Annotated in this window: 18 protein-coding genes; 11 read left to right on the forward strand and 7 right to left on the reverse strand. The window is 64.4% G+C overall.

All coding sequences use genetic code 11. From position 1 onward, the window contains the following. Nucleotides 1-517, reverse strand: a 517-nt coding sequence (locus Q0S16_RS20165; RefSeq protein WP_295852118.1) for a YjbE family putative metal transport protein, incomplete at its 3' end; no start/stop codon positions are given. A gap of 452 nt (nucleotides 518-969) precedes the next feature. Between Q0S16_RS20165 and Q0S16_RS20170 the strand changes: the two genes are divergently transcribed. From Q0S16_RS20170 to Q0S16_RS20200, 7 genes are all read left to right on the forward strand, one after another. Continuing rightward, entirely contained in the window at nucleotides 970-2,913 is a 1,944-nt protein-coding gene (locus Q0S16_RS20170; protein ID WP_295852122.1) for a M3 family oligoendopeptidase, read from the forward strand. A gap of 98 nt (nucleotides 2,914-3,011) precedes the next feature. Further along, entirely contained in the window at nucleotides 3,012-3,236 is a 225-nt protein-coding gene (locus Q0S16_RS20175; RefSeq protein ID WP_295852126.1) for an AbrB family transcriptional regulator, read from the forward strand. Between the two features lie 12 nt (nucleotides 3,237-3,248). Next, a complete protein-coding gene (locus tag Q0S16_RS20180; protein WP_295852128.1) occupies nucleotides 3,249-3,641 on the forward strand; it encodes a type II toxin-antitoxin system death-on-curing family toxin in 393 nt (130 codons plus the stop codon). Nucleotides 3,642-3,764: 123 nt separating this feature from the next. Further along, nucleotides 3,765-3,917, forward strand: coding sequence for an aa3-type cytochrome c oxidase subunit IV (locus tag Q0S16_RS20185; RefSeq protein ID WP_295852132.1), 153 nt, complete (start codon nucleotides 3,765-3,767; stop codon nucleotides 3,915-3,917). Between the two features lie 79 nt (nucleotides 3,918-3,996). Beyond that, on the forward strand, nucleotides 3,997-5,127 hold the full coding sequence (locus Q0S16_RS20190) for a Re/Si-specific NAD(P)(+) transhydrogenase subunit alpha (protein WP_295852135.1): 1,131 nt from the start codon (nucleotides 3,997-3,999) through the stop codon (nucleotides 5,125-5,127). A 12-nt stretch (nucleotides 5,128-5,139) separates the two neighbouring features. Then, entirely contained in the window at nucleotides 5,140-5,457 is a 318-nt protein-coding gene (locus tag Q0S16_RS20195) for a proton-translocating transhydrogenase family protein (RefSeq protein ID WP_295852137.1), read from the forward strand. Nucleotides 5,458-5,467: 10 nt separating this feature from the next. Continuing rightward, nucleotides 5,468-6,868, forward strand: a complete 1,401-nt coding sequence (locus Q0S16_RS20200) for an NAD(P)(+) transhydrogenase (Re/Si-specific) subunit beta (RefSeq protein WP_295852141.1) — start codon at nucleotides 5,468-5,470, stop codon at nucleotides 6,866-6,868. A 92-nt stretch (nucleotides 6,869-6,960) separates the two neighbouring features. Here the strand turns inward: Q0S16_RS20200 and Q0S16_RS20205 are convergent, their stop codons facing one another. Next, a complete protein-coding gene (locus Q0S16_RS20205) occupies nucleotides 6,961-7,347 on the reverse strand; it encodes a VOC family protein (RefSeq protein WP_295852144.1) in 387 nt (128 codons plus the stop codon). Between the two features lie 176 nt (nucleotides 7,348-7,523). On the opposite strand from Q0S16_RS20205, the gene Q0S16_RS20210 reads away from it, so the two are divergent. From Q0S16_RS20210 to Q0S16_RS20220, 3 genes are all read left to right on the forward strand, one after another. Beyond that, nucleotides 7,524-8,612: an ionic transporter y4hA gene (locus Q0S16_RS20210; RefSeq protein ID WP_295852148.1), complete on the forward strand. Its 1,089-nt coding sequence runs from the start codon at nucleotides 7,524-7,526 to the stop codon at nucleotides 8,610-8,612. 20 nt (nucleotides 8,613-8,632) lie between these two features. Then, nucleotides 8,633-8,920 carry a cupin domain-containing protein gene (locus Q0S16_RS20215; protein WP_295852149.1) on the forward strand — a complete coding sequence of 96 codons (288 nt, stop codon included), beginning with the start codon at nucleotides 8,633-8,635 and terminating at the stop codon, nucleotides 8,918-8,920. 180 nt (nucleotides 8,921-9,100) lie between these two features. Further along, the gene (locus Q0S16_RS20220; RefSeq protein ID WP_295852151.1) at nucleotides 9,101-9,964 is read left to right on the forward strand and encodes a hypothetical protein; all 864 of its coding nucleotides are present in this window, start codon (nucleotides 9,101-9,103) and stop codon (nucleotides 9,962-9,964) included. A 91-nt stretch (nucleotides 9,965-10,055) separates the two neighbouring features. Here the strand turns inward: Q0S16_RS20220 and Q0S16_RS20225 are convergent, their stop codons facing one another. From Q0S16_RS20225 to purE, 4 genes are all read right to left on the reverse strand, one after another. After that, nucleotides 10,056-10,742 (reverse strand): tetratricopeptide repeat protein, encoded by a 687-nt coding sequence (locus Q0S16_RS20225; RefSeq protein ID WP_295852155.1) that lies wholly within the window; start codon nucleotides 10,740-10,742, stop codon nucleotides 10,056-10,058. Between the two features lie 128 nt (nucleotides 10,743-10,870). Then, nucleotides 10,871-11,179, reverse strand: a complete 309-nt coding sequence (gene rpsU, locus Q0S16_RS20230) for a 30S ribosomal protein S21 (RefSeq protein WP_295852157.1) — start codon at nucleotides 11,177-11,179, stop codon at nucleotides 10,871-10,873. A gap of 253 nt (nucleotides 11,180-11,432) precedes the next feature. Further along, nucleotides 11,433-12,545 (reverse strand): 5-(carboxyamino)imidazole ribonucleotide synthase, encoded by a 1,113-nt coding sequence (locus Q0S16_RS20235; protein ID WP_295852160.1) that lies wholly within the window; start codon nucleotides 12,543-12,545, stop codon nucleotides 11,433-11,435. Continuing rightward, entirely contained in the window at nucleotides 12,542-13,030 is a 489-nt protein-coding gene (gene purE, locus Q0S16_RS20240; protein WP_295852163.1) for a 5-(carboxyamino)imidazole ribonucleotide mutase, read from the reverse strand. The genes Q0S16_RS20235 and purE overlap by 4 nt, the downstream gene beginning before the upstream one ends. 127 nt (nucleotides 13,031-13,157) lie before the next feature. Between purE and Q0S16_RS20245 the strand changes: the two genes are divergently transcribed. Then, the gene (locus Q0S16_RS20245) at nucleotides 13,158-13,817 is read left to right on the forward strand and encodes a GGDEF domain-containing protein (protein WP_295852166.1); all 660 of its coding nucleotides are present in this window, start codon (nucleotides 13,158-13,160) and stop codon (nucleotides 13,815-13,817) included. Nucleotides 13,818-13,847: 30 nt separating this feature from the next. Here the strand turns inward: Q0S16_RS20245 and Q0S16_RS20250 are convergent. Next, nucleotides 13,848-14,068 (reverse strand): hypothetical protein (locus Q0S16_RS20250; protein WP_295852169.1); only part of this gene is annotated, 221 nt, incomplete at its 5' end.

Here is a 14,068-nt window from a genome sequence, read left to right on the forward strand (position 1 = left end):
CCATGAAGCTGGCGGCGAGACCCATCAGCGCGATCGACAGCACCAGGCCGAAGATCAGGATCGTGGGATGGTCGCGCGCGGCGCCGGCGACGGCCAGCACATTGTCGAGTGACATCGAGACGTCGGCGAGGGTGATCTGCCAGACCGCTTGTCCGAGCGTCTTGCGGGGGGCGGCCGGCGTGCCGTCGGCATTGAGCTGGTTGTCCAGCGCGTCAATGTCATGCGCCGGCCCGGCGCGCAGCTCGCGCCACATCTTCCAGCATACCCACAGCAGCAGCACGCCGCCGGCGAGCAGCAGGCCGATGATCTGCAGCAATTGCACGGTGACGCTGGCGAAGCCGATGCGCAGCACGGTGGCGGCAATGATGCCGATCAGGATCGCCTTGCCGCGCTGTTCTTTGGGGAGACCGGCAGCGGCGAGGCCGATCACGATCGCGTTGTCGCCCGCAAGGACGAGGTCGATCATGATGACCTGGAACAGCGCGCTGAGGGCTTCTGGGGTGAAAAGTTCGGTCATGGGGCCGCTCCGGTTGAACGTTCAGTCCGACATCACAGCTCACATGAACTGTCAGAGGGGCCCGGGCCTGGACGTGACGCACCACCGCCGGTTAATCGCTGCGCGGTTGATAATGCTGCGGTGCGAATAGCATTTTCACGCTACGCCATGCCAGCGCCGCGGGCGAGACAAAAGCGCGCACCGGCGTAAATGCCGCGCGACGGCTGCCCGCAGGCACACCAGACCGCGAATCGGGACCCAAAAATACCACTGGTTTCACGGCCGCTGCCTGCCATGAGCGTCCCGGCCTGGACCGAGCGGCTTGCCGGGCAGAACGTTGTGGTGTGGTCTACGATTCGCCATATGATTCATGAAGATCGAGCTAGCGTGCGCCAGTGGCGAACGGCCGCTCGTTGATCCGACGTCACGGCCGGGCGCCCTGGGGTGACCGCCGTATTATTTCGAAAGTACCCATGACGAAATCTGCCACCGTCCGGACCACCAAGCCCTCCCGCAAAACGGTTTCCAGCAAGGCAGCCGTCCCGGCCAAGGGCTCGCGCCAATCGCCCGCCAAGCCGGCGGCCAAATCCGCTTCCAAGGCGCTGGTCAAGCCGGTGACGAAACCCGCGGCCAGATCGAAACCCGCACGGTTGCCGGAATGGAATCTGGCGGATCTGTATTCGGCGATCGATGCGCCGGAAATCGCCCGCGATCTGGACAGGATCGATGCGGAATGCGCGGCGTTCGAGACGGACTACAAGGGCCGGCTGGCTGAAGAGACGGCGAAACAGGGCGGTGGTCGCTGGCTCGCGGGTGCCGTGCAGCGCTACGAGGCGATCGATGATCTGGCCGGCCGGCTCGGCTCCTATGCCGGGCTGATCCATGCCGGCGACAGCGTCGATCCGGCGATCTCGAAATTCTACGGCGACGTTTCCGAGCGGATCACCGCCGCCTCGTTGCATCTGCTGTTCTTCGCGCTTGAACTCAACCGCGTCGATGACGCCGTCATCGAGCAGGCCATGCAGACGCCCGAGCTTGGCCATTACCGGCCATGGATCGAGGACAGCCGCAAGGACAAGCCGTACCAGCTCGAGGATCGCGTCGAAGAGCTGTTCCATGAAAAGTCGCAGACCAGCTATGGCGCCTTCAACCGATTGTTCGACCAGACCATTGCGGGTCTGCGTTTCAAGGTCGCCGGCAAGGAACTGGCGATCGAGCCGGCGCTGAGCCTGCTGCAGGACCGTGCCCCCGCCAAGCGCAAGGCGGCCGGGCAGGCGCTGGCCAAAAGCTTCAAGGCCAATGAGCGCACCTTTGCGCTGATCACCAACACGCTGGCCAAGGACAAGGAAATTTCCGACCGCTGGCGTGGCTTCGCGGACGTCGCGGATTCCCGGCACCTCAACAACCGGGTCGAGCGCGAGGTGGTCGACGCGCTGGTGAGTTCGGTCCGCGCGGCCTATCCGCGGCTGTCGCATCGCTATTACGCCCTGAAGGCGCGCTGGTTCGGCAAGAAGAAGCTGGCGCATTGGGACCGCAACGCGCCGCTGCCGTTCGCGGCCACCGGCAGCATTCCCTGGCCGGAAGCGCAGGAGATGGTGCTGACCGCCTACACCGCGTTCTCGCCGGAGATGTCGGCGATTGCCAAGCGGTTCTTCACCGAACGCTGGATCGACGCTTCGGTGCGGCCCGGCAAGGCGCCGGGCGCGTTCTCGCACCCGACCACGCCATCGGCGCATCCCTATGTGCTGATGAATTACCAGGGCAAGCCGCGCGACGTGATGACGCTCGCCCACGAACTCGGCCACGGCGTCCACCAGGTGCTGGCCGCCAAGAACGGTGCGCTGATGGCGCCGACGCCGCTGACGCTGGCCGAGACCGCCTCGGTATTCGGCGAGATGTTGACCTTCAAGCGGCTGCTGTCGCAGACGAAGAACGCCAAACAGCGCCAGGCGCTGCTGGCCGGCAAGGTCGAGGACATGATCAATACCGTGGTGCGGCAGATCGCGTTCTACTCGTTCGAGCGCGCCATTCACACCGAACGCCGCAACGGCGAACTGACCGCCGCGCGGATCGGCGAGATCTGGATGAGCGTGCAGCACGAGAGCCTGGGGCCGGCGATCGATATCAAGCCGGGTTACGAAAATTTCTGGATGTACATCCCGCACTTCATCCATTCGCCGTTCTACGTCTACGCCTACGCTTTCGGCGATTGCCTGGTGAACTCGCTCTACGCCGTCTACGAGAACGCCCAGGAGGGCTTTGCCGAACGCTATCTGGCGATGCTGGCGGCGGGCGGCACCAAGCATTATTCCGAACTGCTGATGCCGTTCGGGCTGGACGCCAAGGACCCGACCTTCTGGGACGGCGGGCTGTCGGTGATCTCCGGGATGATCGATGAGCTCGAGGCGATGGGGTAGGGGGCGATTTTCCGTATTACATCTGTTGAACATCAACCGAAGGCGTGTTATACATTTGTATAACACGCCTTTCCTCTTTTCGCTCATAGGACTTCGCAATGAAAATCGAAATCAAAAAAATCGGCAATTCGGACGGCTTGCTTCTGCCGAAAGAACTCATGCAGCGGCTCGACCTCAAGCGTGGGCAGGAACTGCACATCACTGAGCTTGCTGGAGGCGGCTTCCAAGCCATGCCCTACGACCCCGATTTCGAAGAAACCATGCAAGCCGCTGATCGCATCATGGACAAATACAAAGACACTCTCGCCGCACTGGCCAAATAACGAAGGCCGACAATGAGCGACCCGACCGAACCCCGCTGGATCACCTATGAACAGGCGATTGCCATACACAGCAAGCAACTCCGTCGCTTCGGCGGAGCGCCCGGCTTGCGCGATGAGGGCATGCTGCGGTCGGCGCTCGAACGTCCCGTCAACAAATGGCGCTATGAGCGGCCCGAATTGCCTGAGCTTGCGGCCGCCTACGCTTTTGGGCTGGCGAAGAACCATGCCTTTGTCGACGGCAGCAAGCGGATCGCCTTCATGAGCATGATGTTATTTCTGGATAGGAACGGCGTTGAGCTTGATCCCGACCCCGCGCAAGCAACCTCCATCATCCTGTCGCTCGCCGCCGGCGAAGTCAGCGAGGAAAGCCTGGCGCGCTGGATTCGGGACAACTGGCCGCGATGACAGCGGAGGATCGTCCGATTGGGCCATCATCCTACCGGGCGTAAGTGTCGTTGCTCTCCCCGGACGATTGCGCTAATTCGAATGGAACAATTCGATACAACATGCGCATTCAGGGAGCTTCCGATGGCTGACCACAACGAAATCGCCTACACCACCGCTGACGGCAATGACTATCCGGCCCACGAGCAGACCTATGAGGGCTTCATTGTCCTGGTGAAATTCGGCACCATCGGCGTGGTCGCCATCGTCGCCCTGATGGGCATCTTCCTGACCTGATTTTATCGCCGGCGCGTCGCATTAGCGGCGTTTTCGGTATGCTTAGCTCGCGCGCGCGCCAGACGCCGCCGGAGGCCCTATGAAGATTGCCGTTGCCAAGGAAATAGATCCGTCCGAGCCGCGCGTGGCGATTTCGCCCGACACGGTGAAGAAGTTCAAGGCGCTGGGCGTCGAAGTCGTCATCGAGCCGGGCGCCGGCACCCGTTCCGGCATGCCGGATGCGGATTTCACCGCGATGGGCGCCACCATCAGTGCCGACGCGGTGAAGGACGCCGACATCGTCATCAAGGTGAAGCGGCCTGAGGCGTCGGAGCTCGCCAACTACAAGCGTGGCGCGCTGGTGATCGCGATCATGGACCCCTATGGCAACGACGTGGCGCTGAAGGCGATGGCCGATGCCGGCGTTACCGCCTTCGCGATGGAATTGATGCCGCGCATCACCCGCGCCCAGGTCATGGACGTGCTGTCCAGCCAGGCTAATCTCGCCGGCTACCGGGCCGTGATCGAGGCCGCTGAGGCCTTCGGCCGCGCCTTCCCGATGATGATGACCGCGGCCGGCACCATTCCCGCCGCCAAGGTATTCGTGATGGGCGTCGGCGTCGCCGGCCTGCAGGCGATCGCTACTGCGCGCCGGCTCGGGGCCGTGGTTACCGCCACCGACGTGCGGCCCGCTACCAAGGAGCAGGTCGAAAGTCTCGGCGCCAAATTCCTCGCGGTGGAAGACGAGGAATTCAAGAACGCCCAGACCGCCGGCGGCTACGCCAAGGAAATGTCGAAAGAGTACCAGGCCAAGCAGGCGGCACTCACCGCCGAGCATATCAAGAAGCAGGATATCATCATCACCACCGCGCTGATCCCGGGCCGGCCCGCGCCGCGCCTGGTCACCGCCGAGATGGTCGCGTCGATGAAGCCCGGTTCGGTGCTGGTCGATCTCGCCATCGAGCGGGGAGGCAATGTTGAGGGCGCCCGCGCCGGTGAAGTCGCCGATATCAACGGCGTCAAGATCGTCGGCTACACCAATGTCGCCGGTCGCGTGCCGACGTCGGCGTCCAGCCTCTATGCCCGAAACCTGTTCTCCTTCATCGAGACGCTGGTCGACAAAACCACCAAGGAACTCGCGGTGAATTGGGACGACGATCTGGTCAAGGCGACGGCGCTGACCAAGGATGGCGCCGTCATCCATCCGAATTTCCAGCCGAAAACCGTTTAAGGGGAAGCCGCCATGGATCATATCGCACAGGCCGTCGACCCGTTCGTGTTCCGGCTCTCGATTTTCGTACTCGCCGTGTTCGTCGGCTATTTCGTGGTGTGGTCGGTGACCCCCGCGCTGCATACGCCGCTGATGAGCGTGACCAACGCGATCTCCTCGGTGATCGTGGTCGGCGCGTTGCTCGCGGTCGGCGTTACCATGGCCGGTAGCGGCGGTGTCTGGGCGCGCGGCTTCGGCTTCGTCGCGCTGATCTTCGCATCCGTGAATATTTTTGGCGGCTTCCTGGTCACGCAGCGCATGCTGGCGATGTACCAGAAGAAAAAGAAGTAAGGGCAGCCCGATGAACGCCAATCTCGCCGCGGTCCTGTATCTCGTTGCAGGCGTCCTGTTCATCCTGTCGCTGCGCGGGCTGTCCAGCCCGGCTACCAGCCGTCAGGGTAATTTCCTCGGCATGGCCGGCATGGCCATCGCGGTCGCGACCACGCTGGCGGCGCATCCGCCGGCCGATGGCCTCGGCTGGGTGCTGGTGATTCTCGGTGTCGGCATCGGCGGCGGCATCGGCGCGGTGATCGCCCGTCGCGTGCCGATGACCTCGATGCCCGAACTGGCCGCCGCCTTCCACTCGCTGGTCGGCATGGCCGCGGTGCTGGTCGCCGCCGGCGCGTTCTACGCCCCGGAAGCCTTTGACATCGGCACTCCCGGCAATATCCATGGCGCCAGCCTGGTCGAAATGGCGATCGGCGTCGCGATCGGCGCGCTGACCTTCACCGGCTCGGTGATCGCCTTCGCGAAGCTGTCCGGTCGCATGAGCGGTTCGCCGATCATCCTGCCGTTCCGCCATGTCATCAATATCGTGCTGGCGATCCTGCTGGTGGTGTTCGTGGTCGGCATGGTCAAGACCGGCAGCGTGGTCGATTTCTGGCTGATCGTGATCCTGGCGCTGGCGCTGGGGGCCTTGCTGATCATCCCGATCGGCGGCGCCGACATGCCGGTCGTGATCTCGATGCTGAACTCCTATTCCGGTTGGGCCGCGGCCGGCATCGGTTTCACCCTGGGCAACTCCGCGCTGATCATCACCGGCGCGCTGGTCGGCTCGTCGGGGGCGATCCTGTCCTACATCATGTGCCACGCCATGAACCGCTCCTTCATCTCGGTGATCCTCGGCGGCTTTGGCGGCGAGACCGCCGCGGCCGGCGCTGGCGCCAGTGGCGAAGTGCGGCCGGTCAAGCTCGGCTCCGCCGACGACGCGGCCTTCATCATGAAGAACGCGCAGAAGGTGATCATCGTGCCCGGCTACGGCATGGCGGTGGCGCAGGCGCAGCACGCGCTGCGCGAATTGGCCGACAAGCTCAAGGCCGAGGGCGTCGAGGTCAAATACGCGATCCATCCGGTGGCGGGCCGCATGCCTGGCCACATGAACGTGTTGCTCGCCGAAGCCAACGTGCCCTATGACGAGGTGTTCGAGCTCGAGGACATCAACTCGGAATTCGCGCAGGCCGACGTGGCCTTCGTGATCGGCGCCAACGACGTCACCAACCCGGCCGCCGAGGACGACAAGACCTCGCCGATCTATGGCATGCCGGTGCTGCAGGTCTGGAAGGCCGGCACCGTGATGTTCATCAAGCGCTCGCTGGCCTCCGGCTATGCCGGCATCGACAACCCGCTGTTCTACCGCGACAACACCATGATGCTGCTCGGCGACGCCAAGAAGATGACCGAGAACATCGTCAAGGGCATGTAGGCCGCGAAGTGACAGAACCAATGGAAACGCCCGGCCGCGAGGCCGGGCGTTTTTCATAAGGGCGGGGTTCAAAGCGGAACCGGCGTAACATCTCAGGCTTGCTTCGGAATCCGGTGCATGGCGCACAGCTTGTTGCCGTCGGGATCCCGGAGATAGGCCAGATAGAGCTTCACGCCGCCCATCTCACGCACGCCCGGCGGATCCTCGCAGGGCGTGGCGCCATTGGCGATGCCGGCGGCGTGCCAGGCGTCGGCCTCCGCGGTTGATTGCGCGGCGAAGCCGATGGTGCCGCCATTGGCAGCCGTGGCGGGCTTGCCATCGATCGGTTGCGATACTGAAAAAGTACCGGTCTTGGTGCGCCAGAAAATCCGGTGACGATCAACCGCGCCCGGCGCCACGCCGAGCGTGCCGAGCAGGTGATCGTAAAACGACTTCGCCGCCTCGAGATCGTTGGTGCCGATCATGATGTGTGAAAACATCTCGCTTCCTCGCTTGGTTTCTTGCACTGTCACCTTCGGGTGAGAACCGACTATACGCAACGTTGGCCGTTTGGCGAGCCGGCACCTCGCCGCGGCGTCATCCGCCGGGCGGCGGTACGCTGGCCGTTGCACGGCTCGCCGTTCGAATATGCCCAGCCGCCTCAGGATCCGTGCCGATGTCAGCCAATCACCTGCCCAGATCGTCGTGGATGTTTCCCGCGCTGGCTGTCGGTTTCGTCGCGGCCAGCGCTGCTTTCGGCCTGTCTTTCACGCCGTCGCTCGCCGGCATGGCCTTCGCGGCGGTGTTGCTCATCATCCTGTTCGGCACCGTGTTCGCGGCGGTTCATCATGCCGAAGTCATCGCGCACAAGATGGGCGAGCCCTATGGCACGTTGCTGCTGACGCTGTCGGTGATCATCATCGAGGTGGCCGTGATCGCCACCATCATGCTCGGCGACAAGGCGGTGCCGACGCTGGCGCGCGACACGGTGTTCGCGGTGGTGATGATCGTCTGCAACGGCCTGGTCGGGCTCTGTATCCTGGCCGGCGGGCTGCGCTACACCGAGCAGGTGTTCCAGGTGTCGGGATCGAAGGTCTATCTCAGCGTGCTGATCGTGCTGTCGACGATCACGCTGATCCTGCCAAACTATACGCTGAGCGCGCAGGGGCCGCTGTATTCGGGCCTGCAACTCGCCTTTGTCAGCGTTGTCACGTTGATCCTGTACGGCCTGTTCCTCTACACGCAGACCGTGCTGCACCGGGATTACTTCATCAACAGCGATGATGATGGCGATGTAAGCCATGCTTCCAGCCGGACCATCCGGATCAGCGCGGTGCTGCTCGCCGTCTCGCTGGTGGCCGTGGTGCTGCTGGCGAAATCCTTCTCGGTGGTCGTGGATGCCGGCGCGGCTGCGATCGGCGCGCCGCCGGCCTTCTCGGGTATCGTGGTGGCGCTGCTGGTGCTGCTTCCGGAAAGTGTCGCGGCCATCTCCGCGGCGCGCCACAATCAGCTGCAGAAGAGTATCAATCTGTCGCTCGGCTCGGCGCTGGCGACCATCAGCCTCACCGTGCCGGCGGTGGCACTGGCGGCCTATCTGCTGGGCAAGCCCTTGGTGCTTGGCCTCGCGCCCGGCGAAATGGTGCTGCTGGTGATGACCTTTGCCATCAGCATGCTGACCTTTGGCACCGGCGTGACGAATATCCTGTTCGGGATGGTGCACTTGCTGGTGTTTGCAGTATTCCTGCTCACGGTATTTGTGCCGTAACCACCAAAGGAAATCCCGCGATGCTCGCCGCCCAATCCGATGTCCAGCAGGACACCGCCGAAGTTCGCGTCACCGAATGGCGCCTCGCGCCGGGCGCGGCGACCGGACACCATACCCACGGCATGGACTATGTGATCGTGCCGATCACCACCGGCGTGATGACGATCGTGGCGCCCGACGGCACCCGCTCTCAGGCACCGATCACCACCGGAAAATCCTATTTCCGCAAAGCCGGCGTCGAGCATGACGTGCTCAACGAGACCGACCAGGAAATCGTGTTCCTCGAGGTCGAAGTGAAGAAGGCCTGAGGCCTTGTCCCGCTCGCCGTGGCCGCCGTACCGGGCGCATCGCGCGATGGTCCCTGGCTGCCGCCCGCTGCCGTGAAACATTTCATCGCGATGGGTCGGCGCTTGCCATCGATCCGTCGTGTTTGATCCCTTAATCAGCCTCAAAGGCCCCGCAACACTGACGCGGGGAGAGGACGATTCATGTTCAAGAAGTATATCTCGAAGTTCACCATCGATATTTTGCCCTCGATTATGGCAACGATCGTCGGGGCTTACATCGTGAATCATTACATCGTGCCGAAGAACGAGGCCGACAAGCCCGCCGCTGCGATGGCCTCGGTTCCCGATCCCAAGGCCGATGCGAAGCCCGATTCGAAGGCCGCCGCCAAGGCGACTGCGAAGCCGATCGAAAATTCCTCCGAACTCGCCAATGTCCCGGATGCCGCGGCCAGGGCGAAGGCTGACAAGCCGGCGGTCGAGAAGGCCAGCCTCGAGAAGCCGGAAACGGCCAGCGTTCCCGCCGATACGCGCCGTCATCAGCCGGCGAGTCGCGACAAAGCCGCCAAGGCCGCGCCGGCTTCTGCTCCGGTGATCGCCAATGTGGCGCCCGCCGCCGAACTGCCGGCGGCCGCTGAGGAGCGCCGGGATGCCAATGATCTTGCCCGCGCCGCGATCGAGCGGTTACGCAGCGTGAAGGAAGCTCAGCCGGCACCGCAGGAGGCAGCCCGTGCACCCGAGGCGCCACGGGCGCAGGACACGTCGCGTGCCGCCTTGGCGCCCCCCACCGCCTCGCTGCAGCAACTGCCGCCCCCCATCATGGTCTCGACGCCGAGCACCGAGACCTATGGTTCGGCTGCCTCGCGCTCACCGTCGGAGCCAGCTGAACGCGGCGGTGATTCGCAGCGCCCGCGCCCGCCCGGCGAAATCCCGGTGCCACCGCCGCTGGACCTTCAGGCCGATACGATGCCGCCGAACCGGCGCGAGCGCACGAATGTGGCCGAGGACGTGCTGTCGGCGGCGAGATCGGTTTTCCATTCAGTGATCCCGCACCCGTTCGAGCGGTAGCGCGACGAAACAGTTCACACCTGACCAGATCGGATCAGGTCTGGGCGTCGTGCGGCAGGCGCGGGGGCACCGCGGCGCCGGGATCAATATTTCAGTCCGGGCGGATCGGGACCTGGCCAGTCAGACCCTGGCTGTCGACGCGGGCAAGGCCGCCGCGTGCCTCGTCGTCTTTCGGTCGCAGCAGCAGAGCGCGACTGTAGGAATCCGCCGCCTTCGCCTTGTCGCCGAGCTTTTCATAGGCAGTGCCACGCGCGATCCAGATCCGTGCGTTTTGCGGTGAGGCCTGGCTCGCCTCGTCGAGGTCGTTGGCGGCTTCCCGGTTCTTTCCAACGGCAAGATAGCACAGCGCGCGGCCGAGCAGCGGATCGGCCTGCTGCGGCGTCAGTCCGTTGGCCGCGCTGAAATCGGCGATCGCCAGCTGGTATTGCCGGTCGGATTGATACAGCAGGCCGCGCTGGTAAAATGCCGCGACATGATACGGATCGAGCGCGAGCGCGGTGTTGAACTCGGCCAGCGCCTCCGCGGTCTTGCCGGATTGCGCCAGGATCTGCCCGCGCCCGGCATGGAGCTGCGCTTCCTTCGTGGCGGTGCCGCCCGATTCAGCGGCCACGTCCGGTAGCGCCGTCGTCTGCGGCGCGGCTTCCTTGGTCGAGCCTGGCGTCATCGATGACAGATCGAACGAACAGCCGGCGCCGCAGAGCGCTGTACCGAGTACCGCGACGAGCCCGCATCCGGAGATCCTGATGCGTCGCAACGGTTCGCGGTTCGGGAGTGCCATGGGTACCAGATTCTCACGCGGCGACGGGGTCGCTCGACGGTAACGCGGCGAACGGTAAAATGCATCCGGTCAAAAAAATAACGCGGGCACAGGGGCCCGCGTTATCAAATCGGTTTTCGGTGAAGTGCTTAGCGCGGGGTGCGCGGAGCGCCCGCACCGGCGCCACCAGCGCCCGGGCGGCCGCCGCGATCGCCACCGGGGCCGGCGCCGAATACCGGCTTCGGCTTCATCGGCAGCAGGCCTTCGCGCTGCAGCTTCTTGCGGGCCAGCTTGCGTGCGCGACGCACGGCTTCAGCTTTCTCACGAGCCTTCTTTTCAGAGGGCTTTTCGTAATGGCCGCGAAGCTTCATCTCGCGAAAGATACCCTCACGCTGCATCTTCTTCTTCAGAGCCTTGAGAGCCTGATCGACGTTATTATCGCGAACGAGAACCTGCACGCGGCATCCTCTTCAATTGATCGGATTGGAATTCGGGTAAAGCGAAGGACCGGCAAAGGCCACGTCCTCAACCTCAGGGTGGCGAATGTACCAGATGGATTCCAGAATGTCCACCTCGGCCGGGCGAGGTTTTCCCGTCATAATGCGCAAAATCGACGGATTTGCTGGGGTTTTGTGGGGACAGGCCCGGATTACCTGCCGGTATCGGCGGTTTCCCGCCTCCACCAGCATCGGTCCGGGCACGGCGATGGAATCAGCCCCGCGGCTTGCGGCCCGGCGGCGCTACCTCGGTGACATGTCCCATCTTGCGGCCGGGTTTCGGTTTGCCCTTGCCGTAAAGATGCACCGTGGCGCCGGGGACGGTCATCCATTTCGCGTAGTCCAGGATGTCGTCGCCGATCAGATTGGTCATGGTGACCTGGCCGTGGCGCACGGCTCTGGCCAGCGGCCAGCCGGCGATGGCGCGGATGTGCTGCTCGAACTGCGACACCGAGGCGCCGTCCAGCGTCCAGTGACCGGAATTGTGCACCCGTGGTGCGATCTCGTTGACCACCAGCGTCGCGCCATTCGGGCCGGGCACGACAAACAGTTCGACCGCGAGCACGCCGACATAGCCGAGCGCGCTGGCGATCGTTCCGGCGATGCCGCGCGCCTGCGCCGCGAGCTCGTCGGAGATGTTCGCGGGTGCGTAGGAGAACTTCAAGATGTGGTCGCGATGCTCGTTCTCGGTCACGTCGAAACATTCGACATGGCCATCGGCGCCGCGCGCGGCAACCACCGAGATCTCGCGTTCGAACGGCACGAAGGCCTCGAGGATCGCCGCTTTGGTGGCGAGGTCTTCCCAGACCTGGTCGAGGTCACAGCCGTCGCGGATAATGGCTTGGCCCTTGCCGTCATAGCCGAAGCGGCGGGTCTTGATCACCGCGGGCAGACCGATTCTGTCGATCGCCGTGCGCAGGCCCGCGGCTGACGACACGTCGGCATAGGCCGCGGTACCAATGCCCAGCCCGGTGATGAAATCCTTTTCGATCAGCCGGTCCTGCGTGGTCCGCAGGATGGCCTGGGCCGGCAGTACCGGGCGCCGGGCATCAAGGATCATCGCGGTGGCGGCGGGGACGTTCTCGAATTCATAGGTGATGACGTCGCAATCATTGGCGAACAGCTCCAGCGCCTCGACGTCGGCATATTCCGCGCAAGTGGCATGCTGCACAACGTCGAACGCCGGCGAGTCCGGATCCGGTGAGAACACCTGACAGCGCAGGCCGAGCCGCGCAGCCGCCATTGCCAGCATGCGGCCGAGCTGGCCGCCGCCGAGAATGCCAATGGTATCGCCGGGCTTCAGCGTCTTGTGTGAGGAGGTGGTCACGCCGAGATCTCCGGCCGTTCGGCAACCGCGTCGGTCTGTGCCTGCCGGTAGGCGGCAAGCCGCGTCGCCAGCACTTCGTCGTGCAGCGCCAGCACGCTGGCCGCGAGCAGGGCCGCGTTGATTGCTCCGGCCTTGCCGATCGCCAGCGTGCCGACCGGGATGCCGGCCGGCATCTGCACGATCGAATACAGCGAGTCGACGCCGGACAGCGCCCTTGATTCAACCGGCACGCCGAACACCGGCAGCTCGGTCAGCGCCGCGGCCATGCCGGGCAGATGGGCCGCGCCACCGGCGCCGGCGATGATGATCTGAAAGCCCGCGGCCTTGGCGCCCTTGGCAAACGCGTACAGCCGGTCCGGGGTGCGGTGCGCGGAGACGATCCGCGGCTCGAAGGCGATGCTGAGCGCGGTCAGCGTGTCGGCGGCGTGGCGCATGGTTTCCCAGTCCGACTGGCTTCCCATGATAATGGCGACGGGCGCGGGCATTCCGTTTTAATTCTTTCGCGAATCCAGAAGGATAGCTGGAAATACAGGTTTCGCACCTTGCCAGGCAAGGCGCGGCGAAGAGATGATATGGTCTTGGTGAAGACCCCCAAGTCTTGTAGCAAACCTCATGAAAAAGAAACCCCCCACGCGGGTTTTGCGGCAAACCAGGCTCGCCGTGACCAACCGCAAGCCGCTGTGGCTGCAGACGAAAATACGGGGGCGCGCGGCGCCCCCGGTGGTTCGCGCGCTGCGCGCGCAACTGACACAGGCGCGCGCGGAGATCGCCGAGCTGCGGGCGGTTGCCGAAACCGACTTCCTGCTCGATGTCCTCAACCGCCGCGGCTTCGCCCGCGAGCTCGCTCGCGCCGTTGCTTTCATTGGCCGCTACGGCGCGACCGGGGCGCTGATCGTGCTCGATGTCGACCGACTGAAGCCGATCAACGATGCCTTTGGCCATGCTGCCGGCGATGCCGTATTGAAGGCGGTGGTCGGGGTGCTCAAACGGCACGTCCGGGCGTCCGACGTAATCGGCAGGCTCGGCGGCGACGAATTCGTGTTGTTGCTGTGGAATCTGAACGATGCCGATGCCCGGGCCAAGGCGCGGCAGCTGGAGGCCGCCATCGATCAGCTGACCTTCGTGTTTCGCGATATCAGCATCTCTGCCGGTGCCTCGGCGGGGGTTACCTCGCTGGGGCCGGGGATGCAGGGGAGCGTGGCATTGGAAGAAGCCGACCGCGCGATGTATACGCGCAAGCAGGAACGACGGGCCCGATTGCTGCCGGTCTGACGCGGCCGCCGTACCGCCCCGGGAAGGCGGCTACAGCCCGCTGAGATCGCTCGGCACCTCGCCGAATTTCCGGATCACCTCGGCATCGCCAAATTCGCCCATCATCGGGTCGCCGGTGCGGCTGAAGGCCAGCGCGCCGATGCTGCCGGGCACACGCGACAGCGCTTCCGCCCGGCGGATCGCTCCGGACGGGCTCTGGCATTCTTCCGCGGCGCCCGCGACCGGCGAGCCGGCATCATCCTGCAGGAAGG

Source organism: Tardiphaga sp., assembly GCF_025356345.1.
Classification (GTDB): Bacteria; Pseudomonadota; Alphaproteobacteria; order Rhizobiales; family Xanthobacteraceae; genus Tardiphaga.